Below are 22,045 nucleotides of genomic sequence, written 5' to 3' on the forward strand. Positions count from 1 at the left end.
TAAGAATTTATTAGTTGGTTGATTTGTAGTGTGTTGTGATTTTTCTATTTGGGTATTATTTATTTGTAATATAAAACCTTCTTTTAATAATGTTAAAAGACTTATAATTCTTGTTAAAATTATCTTAGTTTGATAGATTTGCGTCAAATAATCAAAAAAGATAAATAAATAATGAAACAAAAAATTGTAAGAATTGTGTTGCTGTTTTTGATAACAGGAATACAATTGATTTTTGCACAGGAAAGAGCTATTTCAGGAACTGTTTCAGATAACGCTGGAATTCCTTTGCCTGGTGTGAGTGTTTTGATAAAAGGAACAAAATTAGGAGCGCAAACTGATTTTGATGGTAAGTATGTTATTAAGGCATCTTCAAATCAAGTTTTGGTTTTCAGCTACATCGGAATGAAAACACAAGAAGTTTCAGCTACATCTTCTTCAATTAATGTGAAATTGAAAGATGATTCTGTAGAATTAGAAGGTGTTGTTGTTACGGCGCTGGGAATTAAAAAAGACGAGAAAAAGCTTGGTTATGCTGTTTCGAAAGTTACCTCGGAAGAAATTACACGATCAGGTGAGCAAAATGTTCTTCAGGCGTTAGCAGGGAAAGCAGCGGGAGTTCAAGTAATTGGCTCTGGTGGAACCCCAGGTGCCTCGAGTAAAATTATTATTAGAGGTGTAAATACGATTACAGGAACGTCCGATCCTTTAATTGTTGTTGATGGTGTGCCAATTGATAACAGTACAAGTCAAACGAGTGCTGGAGATAATCCTTTTAATGCAAATTTGTCAGGGATAAATAATTCAAATAGAGCTTTAGACATCAATCCAAATGATATCGAAAGTGTATCTGTTCTTAAAGGCCCGGCTGCAGCTGCTTTGTATGGAGAAAGAGCCGGAAATGGTGTAATCATTTATACTACTAAAAAAGGTAAAGCAGGAAAAGGTCTAGGAATTGATTATTCTACTTCTTTAGGAATTGATAAAGTAAATAAATTACCAGCGAGACAAAATATATATGTACAAGGGACAAGTGCTTCTGCTACTGTGATAAACCCCAATACACCTCAAAGTTGGGGACCATCTGCACAGTCTATTGGTGTGCCAATGTATGATAATGTTGGGAACTTCTTTCAAGAAGGTTTGACATTTACAAATAATTTATCATTTTATGGCGGTGATGAAAAAGCAACTTACAGAGCTTCTTACGGAAATGTTACACAAATAGGTATGATTCCAGAAACCGGTTTAAAAAGAAACACTTTAAGAGTTGTTGGAGATTTAAAATTAAATGATAGATGGAAAACAGGAGGAAGTCTTCAATATACGCACACAACAAATACATTGGCTCAAAACGGAAGTAATGTGTCTGGAGTAATGCTTAGTTTACTGCGTTCTGTAGGGAATTATGATTTAAGAAATTATAAAGATGCGGAAGGAAATAATATGAATTATGTTCCGAGTTATGATAATCCATATTTTACAGTTCATGAAAACCCTGCAACAAGTGATGTGAATCGTGTTTTTGGAAATATGTATTTAACTTATTCTCCAGCTGAATGGTTGTCACTAACTGCAAAAGGAGGAGTAGATGCCTATTCAGATTACAGAAAACAAGTTTATGCAATTTCATCTAACGGAGATAATCTTGCTGGTATTGGAGAAGTAGCTTTTAATAATATTAATAATAAGCAGTTCTACGGTGATTTTATAGCAAGTGGATTATTGCCATTACATTCTGAATGGTTAAAAGTAAATTACACAGCGGGACTTAACTTGCGTTCCTCACAAAATACAGATGTATTTTCAAGAGGGAAAGAACTTGCTGTAAGAGGAGTTTACAATTTGTCAAATGCAACCCAACTTTATGCTTCTAATTCAGAAGTTAATATAATGTCAAGAGCACTGTTTGGACAATTGGAATTTGATATTAAAAACCAACTTTTTATAACAGGTTCTGTTAGAAAAGAATGGTCATCAACTTACGGAACAAATGCAAATAGTGCTATTTTTCCAGCTGCTTCAGCATCATGGATTTTGACGAATTCATTTGATCTTCCTGAATGGACTAGTTTTGCAAAATTGACATATGGTTATGGAGAAGTAGGTATTGCGCCTCAGCCTTATTATACCATCAGTACTTACTCGCAACCATTCATGACAGATGGCTTTACAGATGGTTTAAGTTTTCCATATAATGGAGTTAATGGTATGTCTGTTTCAGGTGTTTTAGGAAATCAAAATTTAAGACCTGAAAGAGTTTTAGGTCATGAATTAGGACTAAGCACTAAATTTTTAGAAAATCGTTTAACATTAGATGTGAATTTATATTATAAAACATCTAAAGATTTATTAATAAAAATGCCATTACCACAATCCAGCGGATTTGGAGTAGTATATCAAAATGCTGCTGAATTAGTGAATAAAGGTCTCGAAGTTGAGTTAGGTTATGACTTATTTAAGAAAGGGAATGCATTTCAATGGAATGTTAATGCAAACTGGTCTAAAAACGAAAACAAGGTTACTGATATTTCAGGAAATCTAGATGCAATTTCTATCGAAACTGCTTTTGGATCAATAGGATATTATGCAGTTAAAGGACAGCCTTTGGGGAGTTTTTATGGAACTAAATGGCAAAGAGATGCAAACGGACAAAAAATTATTGGAACTGATGGTTTGCCGTTAATACAATCTGAAACAGGAAATCTAGGAAATTCTGCTCCAAAATGGACTGGTGGTTTTAGAAATACTTTTTCTTATAAAAGAGTTACGCTGTCAGGTTTATTAGACTTTAGGCATGGTGGCGCGGTTTATAATGGAACGCTAGCAAGATTGCACAACTTTGGAGTTTCTGAAGCTTCTGCTGATAGAGAACATACTTATATTATTGATGGTGTAAAAACTGATGGTACTCCAAATGATATTGCGATTACTGCCAAAAACTACTACCAGAAATACTTAGGTGATGGAGGTGGAGCTTCAGAAGAAGCAATTACAAATGTAAATTGGGTTAGACTTCGTGACGTTACTTTAAGTTATGATTTTATTGTAAAAAAATTTACAGCTATTAATTCTGCTCAGTTATCGTTTACCGGAAGAAATTTATGGTTAGATACTAATTATAAAGGTGTTGATCCAGAAACTAGTTTGACTGGTGCAGGCTCAAGAATCAACGGGCTAGATTACTTTAATAATCCTGGAAGCAAATCATTTATAATGACTCTTAAAGTAGGTTTCTAATTTCAAATTAAATAAAAATGAAAAAATATATAAAAAGTATAATTCTAACAGCGATTGGTTTTAGCTTGCTTACAAGTTGTGATTCTGAGTTAGATCACTTTAATGAAAATCCAAATTCTCCTATTACTACTACCCCAACTTTATTGCTATCTGCGATGGAAGTTTCTACTTTTTCAACCCATACAGGCGGATTAATTAGGACTTCAAATATTTTTGATCAGCATTTAGCTGGGACAAGTGTGGGGCAATTAGGAGATATTCAGCGTTACATCGTCAGTGAACAAGACGTAAATAACGAATGGAATACATTATATGGGACGACATTAATTAGTGGTCATATATTAAGCCGCGATTTTGCCGTACATTATCCATATTACAACGGTATTGGTCAGATACTAACTGCGATAAATTTAGGTTACGCAACAGATCTATGGGGTGATGTTCCATATGATGAGGCTTTTAGAGCAGATGAAGGAAATAAAACTCCAAAATATAATACTCAGCAAGAAATCTATCAAAGGCTGCAGACAATTTTAGATGAAGCAATTGTAAATTTAAGCAAATCAGTTTCAAGTAATATTTCTGTGCCGGCTAATGATGATTATATTTTTAATGGTAATACAAAAAAATGGATTCAGACAGCTTATGTTCTTAAAGCGAGATTTGCTTTACGACTTACTCAAGTTGACAATAATGCAGCAAAAAAAGCTTTAGAGTATATAAACGCTTCTGGAGTAAGTTCAAATGATGATGATGCTAATACTTTTTTTCCAGGTACTTCAAACGGACTTAATCAATGGTATGCTTTTGATAGAAGCCGTGCAAATTATCTAAAAGTTGGAGCTTATTTTGTGAACTCATTACAAAATTCAAATGATCCAAGATTATCATTTTCAATTGCCTTAAATAAGCCAAAACCACCAATAGTTCCAATTTATGTTGGTAATATTCCAGAAGATTTAGACACAACTTCATCGTCTTATATCGGGTCAGCTTTTGCAAGTGCTACATCGCCAGTTGGTATTGTAACATATGCTGAGGCAAAATTTATTGAAGCCGAAGCAAAACTACGTTTAGGACAAGATGCAAAATCAGCATTACAACAGGCTGTTGGTGCATCGGTATTGAAAATTACTGGAACAGCCGCAACCTCTCAATTCTTGGCATCTGCAACGGCTACAGTTGATTTAGGAAATATTATTAAACAAAAATATCTTGCTCTTTTCTTAACTATGGAACCTTATAATGATTATAGAAGAACTGGATTTCCGGTTTTAATTCCAAATCAAGCTTCGAACAAAAAAGTAATTCCGTTGAGATTGCCAACACCTTCAGATGAAAGACAGTACAATCCAAATGCGACAGTAGTGAGTAATGTTACTACAAATGTCTGGTGGGATAAAGAGTAAGATGATTAAATAAAGATTTTAAGAAAAAAAACTCCTTATATCATTTTAGCTATTTTGAATTAGTAACCCTTTTAGTAAAAATAATGCAAGGGATAAACCGTCTATACTTTAGACGGTTTTTTTTATATGCAAAAAGCCGATAGTCCTAAAACTATCGGCTTTTTTATCTAAAAAAATATTTTTATTTCTTAACGAACTTGTCGATAATAGCGTCAGATTCTGCTTTTGTTGCATCTGGTTTTAAGTCAAATAAAAGAGAATATAAAGCTTTACGATCCACTTTTGCTTCTAAGTTTAAGTCTTGTTTTCTGTCAAAAAGAACTTGCCATTTGTTACGAACGTTTTGCCAAAGATCTTTATTAGTAGCCCACCATTTTTGAGCAGCAGCACATTTAGAATCTGGAACTTTTGTGTAAACGTCAAACCCTTTTTCTTGCGCTAAAAGAACATCTTTTCCGCTGTCATCTCTAACTAATTTGTCATTATCTTGCTCATGATTCCATCCTGTAGCAGTAATTTCGTGAATGTTTCTTCTTTTTAAAACATTATAGTCATTACGTTTTGTCTGCTCTCTTCTTGGTAGAGGAGCATCAGCAACATTTGACCAGTAATCTTGTCCGTCAACATGTACCCAAGTTGATGATCCTTCGTATCTTGGACTATCATCTACTTGATATACTTTTTGAGTCCATTGACCTTTAACGGCTTTTTTGTCTAATTTTTTATATTTCCAAGAAGTTCCTTTATCAAACGAATATAAATCTGTGTTTTCATACAACCAATCTTGTCTCCAGTGTTTGATGATCATATCATCACTGACAATCAATAAATGCTGCATTACAATTTTATTAGGTGTATCGTCTAATAATTGAACCCATTCTAAAGCAGATTCATGTTTAGTTTCTGATGGCTTATAAGTAGCAGAATCTTTAGGGTATGAAAAAGTTTCTGTGAAATTGAATTTTACTTCATAACAACCACACATTGATTTTATTGATTTAATGTCTTGTTGTTTTTTGTCTTGACTGAAACCAAGAGCACAAGTCAAAGCCATTACGGCCGTTAAATAGAGGCTTTTTGTAATCATAACTTATTGTTTTGTTTTAAATTTTTTGGCAAATATAAATAATTTATTTAGAACAAATAAAAATAGTTTATATATTTGCGCCATTATTAAGATTGAATAAAAATAATGAAAATTAAAATTACCCTTTTTGCTGGACTTCTTTTTTGTACTTATTCTTATGCGCAGCAGAAAGATAGCATCGTGTCTCAGGAAAAACTTTCTGAGGTTGTTGTAACAGGACAGTTAGAGCCACAATCAATTAAGAAATCTGTTTTTAATGTTCGTGTGATTTCTAAAGAAGATATTAAGCAATTAGCGGCAAATAATCTTTCAGATGTTTTAAATCAGTACTTGAATATTACGGTTCAGAATAGTGGAAGTGACGGTCGTTCGACAGTTTCAATGTTTGGATTGGATTCTCAGTACTTTAAAATCTTAGTAGATAACATACCATTAGTAAGTGATACAGGAATGGGAACAAATGTCGATTTGACGCAAGTAAATCTTGATGACGTAGAACGTATCGAAATTATTGAAGGCTCGATGGGAGTAACTCATGGGGCGAATGCTGTCAGCGGTATTTTGAATATTATTACAAAAAAGGGCGGACCTAATAAATGGGATATCAGCGCAACTGTTCAGGAAGAAACAGTGGGTAATGAATATTCGCTTACAGATAAAGGTAGACATATTCAATCTGCAAAACTTGGACATAATTTCAATGATAACTGGTTCATTAATGTTGGTGGAAATCATAATAATTTTGAAGGTTTTTATGATGATAAACAGGGAAAAGATTATACCGTTAATGATGGTTTAAGAGGATACAGTTGGCTGCCAAAAGAACAATGGGTTGGTAACGCTATGTTAGGATATCAGAAAACTAATTTCAAGATTTTTTACAAGTTTGATTACTACGGAGAAAATGTGGATTACTATAGTCCAATTTTGGTCCCTCAAGATAATTATCCTTTTCCAGAAACGTATTTTGCAAGAGATAAACGTTACTTGACAAATCGTTTTTACCACCATTTGAATGCAAACGGAAAGCTTTTTTCGAAGTTAAATTATAATGTATCATTATCGCATCAAAAACAAGAACGCGACGCTGAATTGTTTGATTATCAATTGGAAACAGGGGAAGAGTCAAATAACAATAGGTTCACTTATCAATCTAAAGAAGTTCTTTATTCTACAGGAACTTTGAGTAATTTCTTTAATAATAAAAAAGTTGATTTTCAATTGGGATATGAAATCACAAATGAAAATGGTTTTTATAGCGGTGCGGCGGGAACTTTCTTAGATGATGTACTGCAATCTGTTGATGTTAGAAAGCGATTAGAGAATTATGACATTTTTACAGTTGCCGAAATTAGTTTGACTGATAAATTTTCAATCCGTCCAGGACTTCGTTATTCAATTCAGACAGCTTTTAAAGATCAATATGCTAGTTCTTTAGGATTAAGATATCTTTTCAAAAAAGGTTTAGAAGCTAGAGCATCACTTGGGAAATCATATCGTACGCCAAATTTTGATGAGTTATATACTTATTTCGTTGACTCTAATCATAACGTTCAGGGAAATCCTAACCTGGTTCCGGAGAACAGTACTTCATATGAAGTGAGTTTTAAAAGACTTTGCAATTTTAAGTCAGGTGCACAGATTGCTAATAATGTAGCAGTAACTTTTTTAGATGTTGATGATAGAATTGATATGGTATTGACGCAAATTATGCCTTCGAAATACAAATACATTAATATCAACAAATATAAAATGTGGAATATTTCGACAACAGAACAATTCGCTTATAAAAACTGGAATCTAAAAGTAGGAGCGGCATTAGTGGGAATTTCTCAAAAACTTGATTTGGCTGAATTGAATATTACTTCTGATGATAAATACTTGTATTCGTTACAATTAAATTCTAGTATTTCATATAATATTCCAAAATGGAATACACTGTTTGCTCTTTATTACAAATACAATGGGCAGCAACAGCAATGGGCAGCTGGAACTAATGCAAGTGGCAATGCTGAATTTTATTTAAACGAAATAAAACCATACAGCTGGATGGATGCTTCGGTTCGAAAAAACTTCTTTAATAATCAATTTGAAGTAACCGTTGGAGCGCGTAATCTGTTTAACGTTACAGATGTACAAATTACACAAGGCGGTGGCGGATCGACCGGTGGCACACATGGAGGCGGAGTCTCAGCTATGATGCTTGGGTACGGACGCTCTTGCTTTCTTAAACTTACGTATAACCTAAATTTTAATTAATATATAAATACCTTAAATACCATGAAAAAGAACTTCGTTTTAATTCTTTCTTTCGTCTTATTGGCTTTTACAGCTTGTAATAGTGACGACGATCAGCACTCAGATGTTGCTGTTGCATTTGCAGAGGCATCATACAATTTGACAAGTGAAGCAACACCAGTTCAGATAAAATTTTCTAAAGCAGCTCCGGTTGCTGGAACAATTACTCTTGATATTACAGAAACTGCAGTAGCTTATACTACAGATTATACTACTAATCCTGCAGCAGCTTCAAAAAAACTTGTTGTTCCTTTCGCACAAGGTGCAACTTCAGTTGAATTTACTTTTAATAAAATTAAAAATGCAACTGCAACTGAGGTTAAAAATGTAGTTTTCACGATTTCAGGAACTTCTTTAGGAGCTCAAATTTCAGGAAACAAAACAATTCAGTTGAATTTTAATGAAGCGGCTTCTTTAGGGACTGCATTAGCGCCAGAAGTTGGTGGGCCTTTACAGCCAAATCAAGTTTATGTTGATTTAAGCAGCGGAAAAATGACAACAGCTGTTAGAAATTCTTGGGATTTAGGATTTTATTCAGGTAGTGACTTTAGAGTAGTTTTGAATAGTTCTGTAAAAATGGCAGCGAAACAATTGGCTACAACAAATATTGACCAAGTTCAAACTGCTGATGAAACTATGATTATTGCTCAAGGAACTGGAATCGCTACTCAAATTGATGATCCAACTGGAGATATTACAAAAACAACTATTGCTGCTGTTTCTGCTACCGATGCTGATAATAAAGTTTACTTACTTTATTTAGGTAATAAACCTGCTGCTGCTGCACCTGCTTTAGGAAAAGAAGGAGCTGTTGGAGGTGATACAAGAGGATGGAAAAAAGTTAGAATTTTAAGAAGCGGAAGTGATTATAAAGTTCAATACGCTGATATCGCAGCTACTACTCACGAAGAAATTTTAATTTCTAAAAACAGTGCTTATAACTTTACATTTTTAAGCTTAATTGATAAAAAAGTAGTGAACGTTGAACCACAAAAAAATCAGTGGGATATTAACTTTACAACTTTTACAAACATTATTCCTGGAGCGACTCCAACTCCATATTTCTACCCAGATTTCGTAACTAGCAACTTGAATGGAAATGCAAAAGCATACCAAGTTCTTACTTCTGCATTTACTTATGAGGCTTTCACATTAGCAAATGTTGACAGTTCTAAATTTACTGCAGACCAAAGAAATATTGGATCAAACTGGAGAGGAACTAGTGTTACAGGTGCTGACGGAATTCCAGTTTCTCAGTTCGTATTGAGAACAGATCGTTTCTTTGTAATAAAAGATCCAGCAGGAAATGTTTATAAATTGAAATTTACAGGTGGTGCTAAAGCTGATTTAGAAAGAGGTCACCCAACATTCCAATATGCAATCTTGAAGTAATTTAAGATTTAAAAAAATTAAGATTATAAAGATCGTTTTATTTTAACTTATGATGTGCAAGCATCGATATTTAGTTAATCATTAGCTTTGTTTTTTTTATTTTTTTTTGATAAAGAGGTTAGATTCGTCTGGCCTCTTTTTTTGTTTTTACTTTGTTTATAAAAACAATTATTAATTAAGGTTTAATCTTATCTTTGCACATATTTTTTCATAATAAATTAGAGGAAATTTCGTTCAAATTAGTTTTTGCAATACATCCTTTAAAATTTAAAATTACAAGTGAATACAAAATCATATTTTTTTCAGTCTTTCGCCATTGTTGCATTAGCATTTGTTGCTTTTATTGGATTCAAGCAAGTTTTACCTAATAAGATTTTTTCTGAAAGCAAAATAAATTCTAAAAACGTTTTGATCGACAGTCTGCTTTTAGAGGCTGTTGCTAAAGATTCTTTGACTGAAAACGACAGTATTGAAGCCATTGAAGACGCTCAAGGAAAGGAAGAAATCGTTTATGAAAATATAGAAGGAATTGAATTTCCATCTGAAACTTTTGATAACTACAAAGGATATCAATACCTGATTTCTTTTTATGAAAAGCTTTACCAATTAGAAAAAAATCCAGAATCGAATGTCAGAATTGCATATTATGGCGATTCAATGACCGATGGTGATTTGATTGTTCAGGACGTGAGAACAAATTATCAAGAACGTTTTGGTGGAAACGGAGTTGGTTTTGTTTCGATTACTTCGGAGTCAGCTGCGTCGCGCGGTTCTGTAAAATCTACTTATTCTAAAAACTGGAAAACACAATCGTATTTAAATGTAAAAAGACCTTCGAGTCCTTTTGGCGTAAACGGACATGTGTTTTTTGCTAATGATAAAACCAATCCAACTTGGGTACAATATGAAGCCGGAACCAATAAATATTCTACGACTTTAGATAATCCGACTTTATTCTACGGAAGAGCATCTAAAAAAGGGAAGGTGAATTTTATTATTGGAAAAGATACTTTAAAGAAGAATCTGAATCCGAATAATTTAATTAACACTTTAAAAGTAAGTTCTGGACATTTAAAAGCGTTTAAAGCTAATTTCGTAAGCGCAGATTCAATCCCAATTTACGGTTTCAATTTCGATAACGGAAGTGGTGTTCACGTCGATAACTTTTCACAAAGAGGAAATTCGGGATTGCCAATTTCGATGTTTAATGCCAATGTAATGCAAGGTTTCAATAACAACCTGAAATACGATTTGATTATTTTACATTACGGAACAAATGTATTGAATTACGGAACCAAAAACTATAATTGGTACGAAAGAGGAATGACCAAAACGGTAAATAAAATAAAAGAATCTTTCCCAGGTGTTTCTATTTTAATTGTTTCAACAGCAGATAAATCGACCAAATATGATTTAGAAATGAAAACCGATTCGGCTGTTGTACCTTTGATGAAAGCACAAAAAAGATACGCGCTGGATACAGAGTCTGGTTTTGTGAATTTATATACTTTAATGGGCGGTGACGGATCGATGGTAAAATGGGTTGACGAAACTCCGGCTAAAGCCAATAAAGATTACACGCACTTTAATCAGCGTGGTGCAAAAGCAATTGGAAATTTATTATATACTCAATTAAATAAAGGTTACGAAGAATATAAAATATTGCGTGAAAAACGTGAAGCTGTTGCCAATCAGCAAAAGGCAGCTCGAAAAACCAATGCAGATTCTACCTCTGTTAAAAAAGATAGTGTAAATGAATAAACTGATTATTATTTTCTGTTGTCTTTTTTTCTCTGCAAATGATAAGGCGCAAAAAACAGATTCACTTCCAACAACAAAAAATATGATTCATAAAGTCGATTCAATAGTGGCTGATCCAGTTTCTGATGATCAAATTTATAATGCGAAAGTTTTAAAAGATTTTTTCGAAAAATTAAAGGAAAATGAAGACCACAATAATCGGAAAATAAATATTGTTCATATTGGCGATTCTCATATTCAAGGAGATTTAATGACCAATGAAGTGCGTAAAAAACTGCAACAGCAATTTGGAAATGCGGGACGAGGTTTGGTTTTTCCGTATCAACTTGCTAAAACAAACGGTTCTTATAATGAACGTTTTTATTCAAACCGAACTTGGGAAAGTTATCGAAATATTCTTCCAACAAAAAATGCTCCTATTGGTTTAAGCGGTATTGGACTTTGGAGAGACAATGGCGGATTTGCAGTAGAATTGCGAGTGAAGGATATGGCTTATAAATTCAATACAATAAAAATTATTACGCCACAAAACCAGCATATGTTTGATTTGGCAACTTCATCTCAAGTCAATTTGATTCAGACTTCAGAGAAAAAAGTAATCACACACAAAATCAAAAAAGGCGAAGCGATTTCGACGATTGCAGACAAATACAATATTTCGGTTGCAGATATTAAAAAAGCGAACGGATTAAAATCGAATAATATTCGTGCGGGTCGAACGTTAAAAATCCCAACAAACGAAACGAAACAAAAAACGATTAAAAGTTCAGAATTTGTTCCGTTGAATTTAGAATCGGATTCTTTTTGTCATTATTTTAATTCCGATAAAGCTTTAGAAAAAATTTATTTAGTTCCGAATAAAGAAGCTTCAAAATACGAATTGAACGGAATTGTTTTAGAGAAAGATTCACCAGGAATATTATATAGCGGTATTGGAGTAAACGGCGCTAAATATTCAGATTACAATAAATATCCTTTGTTTTTTGAACAGCTGAAAGCAGTGCATCCAGATTTGCTAGTTTTTTCACTCGGAACAAATGAAAGTTATGACAAACTAGAAGTTGAAGGTTACATTAAGCATTTAAGAGAATTCATAAGCAATATCAAAGCTCAAAACATAAATGTTCCGATAATTGTGATGACGCCACCTCCGTCTTTGCTTAGAAGAAAGCCTAATACTTATATAAAAGATTATGCAAAAGAAATTTTAGAAATCGCACAAAAAGACGGTTTTGCCGTTTGGGATTTATACGATGAATTTGGTGGAATGGACGGAATTCGGAAATTAAAAACTCAGAAATTAATTGGTCCAGACTGGGTTCATTATTCTAAAAAAGGATATGAAAAGCAAGGCGATTTGTTTGCACAGGCAGTTTTAAAAGCATACGATAATTTTAAATCAAAGAATTAAATTGATAACAATAGATAGCATTAATGATTGGTTCATCCAAAATTTTGGTGCAATTACAATAGAACAAGTTAAAAGCTGGTTTGTTTATAATCCAGACGAAAAATTATTATTTAATACGGGTTTATTCCTCGGATTATTCCTGGTTTTTTATTTTGTGTATGCCTTTTTACGCAAAACATTTTATTTGAGATTAACGTATGTTGTTCTCTTCTCGCTTTTCTTTTATTACAAGTCAAGCGGTATTTACTTTTTGCTTTTATTGCTTTCTTCAGTTGTTGATTACGGACTAAGCCAGATTATTTTTAAAGCAACAAAAGACAGTACAAAGAAAATTTATCTTGTTATAAGTGTGATTCTGAATTTAGGATTGCTGGGTTATTTCAAGTATATGAATTTCATGATTGTGACTTTCAATGATATGTTTCAGGGAAATTATGCACTTCATGATATTTTTCTTCCTGTCGGAATTTCATTTTATACTTTTCAGTCGATGAGTTATATTATTGAAATTTATCGCGAAGAAATTAAGCCAACTAAAAACTACATTGAATACTTGTTTTTCGTTTCATTTTTCCCGCAGTTAGTTGCTGGGCCAATTGTGCGTGCAAAAGATTTTCTTCCGCAGATTTATCAAAAATTAAATCTTTCGAGACAAGATGTAAACAATGCTTTGTTTTTGATTATTGGTGGATTGATTAAGAAGACAGTAATTTCAAATTACATTTCAGTAAACTTTGTAGATCGTGTTTTTGATACGCCAATGAGTTATACTTCTTTCGAAAATTTAATGGCTTCCTACGGATATGCAATTCAGATTTATTGTGATTTCTCAGGATATTCAGATATGGCAATCGGAATTGCTTTATTGCTTGGGTTCAAATTACCGGTAAACTTTAGAACGCCTTATAAATCAACTTCGATTACCGATTTCTGGAGAAGATGGCACATTTCGCTTTCAACTTGGCTGAAAGATTTCTTATATATTTCGATGGGAGGAAACCGTGAAGGTTCTTTCGCCGGATATTTATTTCCTAGTTTATTTTTCTTTGGATTATTGGTTTGGGGAATCACAAGTTACAATACAAGTGTAATTCCGTTGATTGTTGCATCTGTTTCAATATTGCTTTTTTGTTTGTCTTTCTTGCTTTCCAGCAAAAAGAAACAAACTTTAGTGACCAATCTGAATCTATTTACGACAATGCTTTTGGGCGGATTGTGGCATGGAGCCGGAGCACAGTTCATTGTTTGGGGAGCTTTACACGGATTAGCTTTGGCAATTCATAAAATTTTCGTGGAGATTTTCCCTTCTAAAAAAGATAAAAGCCCAAATTTCTTGTGGAGATTTTTCTCTATCGTAATTACATTTCATTTTGTGGTTTTCTGCTGGATCTTTTTCCGCGCAAGAGATTTCGAAACAGCATTACAAGTAATTAATAATATCGGCCAATTGACATTCGAGCCAGAATTGTGGAAAACAATTGTAATAGGCTACAAAAACGTATTCGGATTAATGTTATTCGGTTATGTTTGGCATTTCTTGCCAGAAACTTTCACAAACGGAATGAAATCTGTTTTTGATAAAACGCCATTATTAGTAAAAGCAATAATTCTGGGATTTGTTTACTGGATTGTTTACGCAACAGCAGTGGCGGGTTCACAGCCGTTTATATACTTCCAATTTTAAAGGTTCTAGCCACAAAGGCACAAAGGCGCAAAGGTTTTATTCTTTGCGCCTTTTTTTCTCTCGCAGATTTTGCAGATCTAGGTGATTTTTTTATACTCAATCTAAAAAATAATCTGTTGAATCTGCTAAATCTGCGAGAAACAAAAAACTTTGTGTCTTAGTGCCTTCGTGGCAAAATTGCGTATAAATAAAAATTGCCTGAAATATCTAATTAGATTATCTTTGCACTTCAAATAAAGAAAATAATATGTTTGATAATTTAAGCGATAAGTTAGATAAAGCGTTCCATATATTAAAAGGACACGGTAAAATTACAGAAGTAAACGTTGCCGATACTTTAAAAGAAGTGCGTCGTGCATTGCTTGATGCCGATGTTAACTTTAAAATTGCTAAAGATTTTACAGCTAGAGTAAAAGACAAAGCAATTGGTCAGGACGTACTTACAACCTTACAACCAGGACAATTATTAGTAAAACTGGTAAAAGATGAGTTGACGGAATTAATGGGTGGAGATGTTGCTGGTGTTAACTTATCAGGAAATCCAACTGTTATTTTGATGTCAGGACTTCAAGGTTCTGGTAAAACTACTTTCTCAGGAAAATTAGCCAACTTTTTAAAGACTAAGAAAAATAAAAAACCACTACTTGTAGCGTGTGATATCTACCGTCCTGCGGCGATTAATCAGCTTCATGTTGTTGGAGATCAAATAGGTGTTGAGGTTTACTCAGAACCAGAAAATAAAAATCCTGTTGAAATTGCTCAAAACGCAATTAAACATGCTAAAGCAAACGGTTTCAATGTCGTAATTGTCGATACAGCTGGACGTCTTGCAGTAGATCAGGAAATGATGGACGAAATTGCACGTGTTCACAAAGCAATTCAGCCACAAGAAACTTTATTCGTTGTCGATTCGATGACAGGACAAGATGCTGTAAACACAGCAAAAGCGTTCAACGATATCTTGAATTTTGATGGAGTTATTTTAACGAAATTAGATGGTGATACTCGTGGCGGAGCAGCGCTTTCAATCAAATCGATTGTAAACAAACCAATCAAATTTGTTGGTACTGGAGAGAAAATGGAAGCAATTGATGTTTTCTATCCAGAACGTATGGCAGAGCGTATCTTAGGAATGGGAGACGTTGTGTCTCTTGTTGAAAGAGCTCAGGAACAATTTGACGAAGAAGAAGCTAGAAAACTTCAAAAGAAAATCGCTAAAAACGAATTTGGTTTTGATGATTTCCTAACGCAGATTCAGCAAGTTAAAAAAATGGGTAATATGAAAGACTTGGTTGGAATGATACCAGGTGCTTCAAAAGCCATGAAAGATGTAGAAATCGAAGATGATGCTTTCAAACATATCGAAGCCATCATTCACTCGATGACTCCGGGAGAAAGAAGCAAACCTGCCATAATCGACGTAAAAAGAAAAGCCAGAATCGCTAAAGGTTCCGGAACTAAAGTCGAGCAAGTAAATCAGTTAATGAAGCAGTTTGACCAAATGAGCAAAATGATGAAAATGATGCAAGGTCCAGGCGGAAAAAACTTGATGAAAATGATGGGCGGCATGAAAGGAATGCCAGGCGGAATGCCGAGATAATAAAATTAAAAGTTTCAAGTTTCAGGTTTCAAGTTAGAGACTGAAATTTGAAACTTTTTTAATTACATAAATATTTAAGTTTCACAAATAACGTGAAACATGAAACTTTAAACCTGAAACAAAACACAATGCAACTACTAGACGGTAAAAAAACATCTAACGACATTAAAAACGAAATTGCAATCGAAGTTCAATCTATAAAAGCTGCAGGAGGAAAAGTACCTCATTTGGCTGCGGTTTTGGTTGGTAATAATGGTGCAAGTTTAACTTATGTAGGAAGTAAGGTAAAATCATGTCAGGAAATCGGATTTGATTCAACTTTAGTAAGTCTGCCAGAAACAATTACTGAAGAGGAATTGCTTGCAAAAATTAAAGAGTTAAACGAAGATGACAATCTAGACGGATATATCGTTCAGTTGCCTTTGCCAAAACATATCGACGAGCAAAAAATATTATTAGCAATTGATCCTGATAAAGATGTTGATGGTTTTCACCCAACGAACTTTGGTAGAATGGCTCTTGAAATGGAAAGTTTTATTCCTGCAACACCATTCGGAATTATGGAGTTGTTAGAGCGTTATAAAGTTGAAACTTCAGGAAAACATACTGTAGTAATTGGAAGAAGTCATATTGTTGGGCGTCCAATGAGTATCTTAATGAGCCGTAAAGGAAATCCAGGAGATTCTACCGTTACGTTGACGCACAGCCGCACTAAAAACTTAGAAGAATATACTAAAAACGCTGATATTATCATTACAGCTTTAGGAGTTCCAGAATTCTTAAAAGCAGATATGGTAAAAGAAGGAGTAACAATCATTGACGTTGGAATTACTCGTGTAGATGACGCATCTAACCCAAAAGGATATGTGATAAAAGGAGATGTTGATTTTGATGGCGTAAGCAAAAAAGCTGCATTTATTACACCAGTTCCAGGTGGAGTAGGACCAATGACAATTGCAATGTTGTTAAAAAATACACTTTTAGCAAGAAAAATGAGAAGCGCAAGAAATAAATAATTCTCTTCATAATAACTTAACAAAGCCTGTTCGTTTGAACAGGCTTTGTTGTTTTTAATATTTAATTAATAGTTTAAACTTTTGGTTCTTAAAAATAAAGGATACTTTTGCACCACTTAAAAAACACTTCTCCGCAATGGACGATTATTATTCGTTAGTATTTAATTAAAAGCAGCTTTTGAAATTTCAAAATGCTGCGATAAAACCCTGTATTTTGAAATGAAAGCCTTTTACACAAACGACAACGGATTACTAGAAATACCAAAATGGATTCCAAATTGCTGGATAACTATCGAGAATCCTACAGAAACAGAAAAAAAATACTTACTCGAAGAGCTTCAAATTCCTGAAGCCTTTTACAATGACATCGAAGATATCGACGAGAGACCCCGTATAGAAATCGAAGATGGCTGGACACTTATTATCATGCGCGTTCCTATAAAAAGCAACGACATTAAACTTCCTTTTCAAACTATTCCTATGGGGATAATTTTCAAAGATGATATCTGCGTCACAATCACTTTTTACAAAACAGAAGTTATCTATGATTTTATGTTGTATTCGCGACGCAAATGCATTCAGGTAAAGAACAATTTTGATTGGGTTTTGAGATTGCTTCTTTCATCAAGCGTTTGGTACTTAAAGTATTTAAAACAAATAAATCAAAAAATAAAACTTGCCGAGGATAATTTAGAGAAATCGATTAAAAATGAAGAACTGCAGGCTTTGCTTCAGATTGAAAAATGTTTAGTTTTCTTTATTACATCTCTGAAAGCAAATGATGTTTTATTTCAACGTATTAAAAATTTAAAAGTGCATAAGGCGAGTTACGATTTAGATTTGTTGGAAGATGTTGAAATTGAATTAAGTCAGGCACAAGACACGGCAAATATTTATAGCAACATCTTGACCGGAATGATGGATGCTTACGCCTCGGTAATTTCAAATAATATGAATAACATCATGAAGCAGATGACTTCAATTTCTATTATTTTAATGATTCCAACCTTGATCGCCAGTTTATATGGTATGAATGTTCCAAACGGTTTAGAAGAAAGCAAATATGGAATCTGGATTTTACTATTAGTCTCCATTATTCTATCCACTTTCGGAGTCTTTTTATTCAAAAGACGAAGATGGTTTTAATAAAAATAGAAATAACAATATTGAAAAAGCCTGTTCATTGCGAATAGGCTTTTTTATTTTCATACTTTGGGCGTGACCGTATTTACAAAAGGCGCTATTTAACAAACCGCTTAGCTGCGCCTTTCGCAAATCCGGTCGGGCTATCCGCGCTACTTCGGTAGCCAGCTCCTATCCCTCACGCAACTCGTAATATTAGAAACTATCATTCTCGCAAGATTTTTAAAACCTTGTAGACATTTATTAAAAAGTAATATCAATAAAATATATAGTCCCTATGGGACAAAAAAACTGTGGAAATAATTTTTTCTACCAATATTTAATCTCTCCGAGATTGCTTCGTTGAATGTTTAATAATAATCATCTTTGATTTCTACGGGACAAAAAAAGGGACAATCTTTTCAACGAATATTTAATCTCCCCAAATAACTCCGCTAGGAGTTAAATATCGGTAACAAAAAAAAAATGAACCACCCTAAAAATATCCCGTAGGGATTATATATTTAATAAAATGATTCCTTATCAGATCGGCTTTTTAATTTATTTCAACAATTTCCGTTTTTTTTATTTGCCAATTCAAAATAAATAATAACTTTGTACCGCAAAGTACTTTAATTATGAATCAGAAACACCAAGAAGATTTAGCACATATTCGTTCCATGATGGAGCGTTCTTCAAGATTTATATCCTTAAGCGGACTTTCAGGAGTTTTTGCTGGACTTTCGGCTTTGATTGGCGGTTTGTATGTTTACCAGCTTTTCAAAATAAATGGTATTGAGTATTTTACAGATGAGCATATTTTATTGACGGGTAATCTGGTTTCTCATTTGTTTTTAACTGGTGTTGTAATTTTAGTATGTGCTTTTGTTTTTGGAGCTTTTTTTACGATTAGAAAAAGCCGAAAATACAATTTGCCAATTTGGACATCGGCAACAAAAAATATGCTTTTCAATTTGGCTGTTCCCTTGGTGTCAGGAGGGCTATTTTGTGTGGCTTTAATATATCACGGATATTATGGTTTAGTTGCGCCATCGACTTTGATATTTTACGGACTTGCAGTTATAAATGCCGAAAAATATACATTTTCGGATATAAAATATTTAGGCTTTTTAGAGCTTATTTTAGGAGGTATTTCGCTTTTTTATATAGGTTATGGTTTGATATTTTGGATCATTGGATTTGGAATCCTGCATATTATATACGGATTAGTGATGTTCAAAAAATACAAATAACCCAATGGGAATTATTGATAAACTAAATAAAGATTTTGAAAGCCGTGTCAGACTGGGTATTATGTCCGTTCTGATGGTTAACGACTGGGTAGATTTTACCGAGATGAAAACGCTTTTGAATATCACCGATGGTAATTTAGCAAGTCATTCCTCTGCATTAGAAAAATCAGAATATATCGAGGTTAAAAAGGAATTTGTTGGCAAAAAGCCTAAAACATCTTATCAGGTAACACCGCTTGGCCGCGCGGCGTTCAAAGAGCACCTTTCTTATCTCGAAAAATTAATGAAGTCCTAATAACTATATTTTTTTGTCTAACAACTTTGAAAAACAAAGTACTTTTAATTAAGTAATCATGAAAAAACACCACATTATTTTTGTTTGCAGTTTTATTTTTTTACTGCTTTTTTATAGAGAAGATCCAGGACTTAACTGGTCTATTTTTGGACTTGTGCTAACTGGTTTTATTTGCTATTTTTTTCAGGATAAATTTACTGAGCGAACACATTTGCTATTAGTTGTAACATCAATTTTGTCATGTCTCGCTTTTGGTTGGTACGGTGATGCGCCTTCGTTTTTTGCAATGGCGTTATCAATATTATTTTTGCAGTTCAAAACCCAGGATAACAAATTAAAAATCGTTCAGATTTTTCCGCTGGTATTCTTAAACGGATTTACTTCATTAGGACGCATTTGGATTTTTAAGCAATGGCTTCCAGAGAAGCAAATTCATAATAATTTTGCTAAAAAGTTGATTGCTTTTGTTTTAATTCCTGCTATTTTTCTAGGATTGTTTTTCGTTGTATATTCTTTTGGAAGCGAACATTTTTCTTCTCTTTTTACAGATTATCAATTAGATATTGATGTGCCACAGTTTTTATTGTTGAGCATTGCAGGGTTTTATATTTCGTTCAGTTTTTGGAATTACTGGGTCCCAGAAGTTTGCTATGAAAAAAATGAACTGCTTGACAATGAATTTAAAGATATAGCCGAAGTCAAAAATCAGAATACATTTTCGTTTCTTGATTTAGATTTCGAAAGAAGAAGTGGCGAAATTACTTTAGCACTTTTAAATTTGATGCTTTTGGTTTTTATTGCAACGTACAATTACGAACAGTTTTTTGAAGTAGTCGCAGCACAAGCTTCTAAACTAAGTGCTGATACGCATGAAAGAGTAAATGCTGTTATCTTTTCAATTCTGATGGCAGTTGGTGTAATCATGTTTTATTTTAAAGGCGGATTCAATTTTGATAAAAAAGCGACTTTTCTTAAAACACTTGCTAAAATCTGGATTTTTTTAAATGGAATTTTGATTGTAAGCACCATCATTAAAAATTCAGAATACATTTCATATTTTGGTTTAACTTACAAACGACTAGGAGTTTACGCTTTTCTTGTTTTAGCAATTATTGGTTTGTTTTATTCTTTTCTTAAAATTACAAAGCAAAAAACAAATGCTTATTTGGTGAATCAAATGGTTTGGTATTTTTATGGAACGGTTCTTTTATGCAGTTATGTGAATTGGGGAAATCTAATTACAAATTATAATATTTCTGTAAACAAAGGAGTGACGCCACAATTTCTAAGCAGTTTGAATTTTAATGATGACGCGCGAAGAGCTTATTTTCTTCAAAACCATTTAGATGGAGGCAAAACGGAAATACAAAGAGAAGAATTAATCGATTTTTATCAAAATTCTACTTTTTTGTCGAAAGCTTTATATTATGATTTTCTAACGGAGAAAAAATAAAAATTAAAAAGTCCGAACTGTTTTACGGTTCGGACTTTTTTATGTGTTTATTTTAATTATCTCCTTTTTTCTTAAATCTTGGATCATGTTTCGATATAAACGTTGTTCTTCGATTTGAAGCTGGTTTCGGACTTTCAACTTTCGGTAAACTAGCTTCCTCCGTTTTGCTTGAAGGTTCAATCAACTGATTTAATTCTTTGATTTCATCATCAGTCAAATCGCGATAGCGTCCAACCGGAACATCCAAAGAAATATTAATAATTCTAATACGTTTCAAAGCCGTAACATCATAACCCAAATACTCGGTCATTCTACGAATTTGACGGTTCAAACCTTGCGTCAAAATAATCTTGAAAGTGTATTTACTAATTTGTTCCACTTTACATTTTCGGGTAACCGTGTCCAAAATCGGAACTCCATTTCCCATTCGTTCTATAAAACGATCGGTAATTGGTCGGTTTACCGTAACCGTATATTCTTTTTCGTGATTGTTTCTGGCGCGTAAAATTTTGTTTACGATGTCACCGTCATTGGTCATAAAAATCAGTCCTTCACTGGCTTTATCCAATCTTCCAATTGGAAAAATACGTTTCGGGTAATTAATATAATCTACAATATTGTTTCGAACTTCAAGATTCGTTGTGCATTCAATTCCAACCGGTTTGTTAAAAGCCAAATACACTAACTTTTCGTGCTTCTCCACGATTAATTTTCCATCGATGCGTACTTCATCATCTGGCGAAACTTTCGTCCCCATTTCCGGTACAGCACCATTTATTGTTACACGTCCTTCCTCAATTAATTTATCGGCCTCACGACGAGAACAATAGCCGGTTTCTCCAATAAATTTATTCAGACGTTTTAAATTCTCTTCCATACTGCAAAAATAGGCAAAAGTTTAGACTTCTTGGAATTTTAGATTTTAGACTTCTTAGATTTCCACAATCTTGTCATTCCGAGGAACGAGGAATCTCCGCAAGTAGCTCGACAAAGATTGTTCGCTTTTCTATGCGGAGTTACTTGCGGA

The 22,045-nt window shown here is 33.5% G+C and carries 15 protein-coding genes; 13 read left to right on the top strand and 2 right to left on the bottom strand.

All coding sequences use genetic code 11. The features are described 5' to 3' along the window. Window positions 1-171 precede the first annotated feature (171 nt). Both RB619_RS15945 and RB619_RS15950 read left to right on the top strand, forming a co-directional pair. Window positions 172-3,237, top strand: a complete 3,066-nt coding sequence (locus tag RB619_RS15945) for a SusC/RagA family TonB-linked outer membrane protein (protein ID WP_308099228.1) — start codon at window positions 172-174, stop codon at window positions 3,235-3,237. Window positions 3,238-3,254: 17 nt separating this feature from the next. Continuing rightward, window positions 3,255-4,646: a SusD/RagB family nutrient-binding outer membrane lipoprotein gene (locus RB619_RS15950; RefSeq protein WP_308099230.1), complete on the top strand. Its 1,392-nt coding sequence runs from the start codon at window positions 3,255-3,257 to the stop codon at window positions 4,644-4,646. Window positions 4,647-4,827: 181 nt separating this feature from the next. Here RB619_RS15950 and RB619_RS15955 read toward each other — a convergent pair whose 3' ends face one another. Continuing rightward, window positions 4,828-5,733 (bottom strand): DUF6607 family protein, encoded by a 906-nt coding sequence (locus RB619_RS15955; protein WP_308099232.1) that lies wholly within the window; start codon window positions 5,731-5,733, stop codon window positions 4,828-4,830. A gap of 105 nt (window positions 5,734-5,838) precedes the next feature. On the opposite strand from RB619_RS15955, the gene RB619_RS15960 reads away from it, so the two are divergent. The 11 genes from RB619_RS15960 to RB619_RS16010 all read left to right on the top strand — a co-directional run bounded on the left by RB619_RS15960 (window position 5,839) and on the right by RB619_RS16010 (window position 21,018). Further along, window positions 5,839-7,992: a TonB-dependent receptor domain-containing protein gene (locus tag RB619_RS15960; RefSeq protein WP_308099234.1), complete on the top strand. Its 2,154-nt coding sequence runs from the start codon at window positions 5,839-5,841 to the stop codon at window positions 7,990-7,992. A 21-nt stretch (window positions 7,993-8,013) separates the two neighbouring features. After that, a complete protein-coding gene (locus RB619_RS15965; protein WP_308099236.1) occupies window positions 8,014-9,423 on the top strand; it encodes an HmuY family protein in 1,410 nt (469 codons plus the stop codon). A gap of 279 nt (window positions 9,424-9,702) precedes the next feature. Continuing rightward, window positions 9,703-11,184 (top strand): SGNH/GDSL hydrolase family protein, encoded by a 1,482-nt coding sequence (locus RB619_RS15970; RefSeq protein ID WP_308099238.1) that lies wholly within the window; start codon window positions 9,703-9,705, stop codon window positions 11,182-11,184. Continuing rightward, window positions 11,177-12,595 carry a GDSL-type esterase/lipase family protein gene (locus RB619_RS15975; protein ID WP_308099240.1) on the top strand — a complete coding sequence of 473 codons (1,419 nt, stop codon included), beginning with the start codon at window positions 11,177-11,179 and terminating at the stop codon, window positions 12,593-12,595. The genes RB619_RS15970 and RB619_RS15975 overlap by 8 nt, the downstream gene beginning before the upstream one ends. Window position 12,596: 1 nt before the next feature. Beyond that, window positions 12,597-14,279 (top strand): MBOAT family O-acyltransferase, encoded by a 1,683-nt coding sequence (locus RB619_RS15980; protein ID WP_308099242.1) that lies wholly within the window; start codon window positions 12,597-12,599, stop codon window positions 14,277-14,279. A 247-nt stretch (window positions 14,280-14,526) separates the two neighbouring features. Further along, window positions 14,527-15,879, top strand: coding sequence for a signal recognition particle protein (gene ffh / locus RB619_RS15985; RefSeq protein ID WP_035650191.1), 1,353 nt, complete (start codon window positions 14,527-14,529; stop codon window positions 15,877-15,879). A 128-nt stretch (window positions 15,880-16,007) separates the two neighbouring features. After that, complete coding sequence (locus tag RB619_RS15990) at window positions 16,008-16,895, top strand: tetrahydrofolate dehydrogenase/cyclohydrolase catalytic domain-containing protein (protein ID WP_308099245.1); 888 nt, start codon at window positions 16,008-16,010, stop codon at window positions 16,893-16,895. Between the two features lie 219 nt (window positions 16,896-17,114). Continuing rightward, a complete protein-coding gene (locus RB619_RS15995; protein WP_308099247.1) occupies window positions 17,115-18,041 on the top strand; it encodes a magnesium transporter CorA family protein in 927 nt (308 codons plus the stop codon). A 614-nt stretch (window positions 18,042-18,655) separates the two neighbouring features. After that, entirely contained in the window at window positions 18,656-19,270 is a 615-nt protein-coding gene (locus RB619_RS16000; RefSeq protein WP_308099249.1) for a hypothetical protein, read from the top strand. A 4-nt stretch (window positions 19,271-19,274) separates the two neighbouring features. Then, window positions 19,275-19,565 (top strand): transcriptional regulator, encoded by a 291-nt coding sequence (locus tag RB619_RS16005; protein WP_053472423.1) that lies wholly within the window; start codon window positions 19,275-19,277, stop codon window positions 19,563-19,565. 58 nt (window positions 19,566-19,623) lie between these two features. Next, window positions 19,624-21,018: a DUF4173 domain-containing protein gene (locus RB619_RS16010; RefSeq protein WP_308099254.1), complete on the top strand. Its 1,395-nt coding sequence runs from the start codon at window positions 19,624-19,626 to the stop codon at window positions 21,016-21,018. A gap of 52 nt (window positions 21,019-21,070) precedes the next feature. Here the strand turns inward: RB619_RS16010 and rluF are convergent, their stop codons facing one another. After that, window positions 21,071-21,895: a 23S rRNA pseudouridine(2604) synthase RluF gene (gene rluF, locus RB619_RS16015; protein ID WP_308099256.1), complete on the bottom strand. Its 825-nt coding sequence runs from the start codon at window positions 21,893-21,895 to the stop codon at window positions 21,071-21,073. Window positions 21,896-22,045: the final 150 nt, after the last annotated feature.

The organism is Flavobacterium sp. LHD-80 (assembly GCF_030929605.1).
GTDB lineage: Bacteria > Bacteroidota > Bacteroidia > Flavobacteriales > Flavobacteriaceae > Flavobacterium.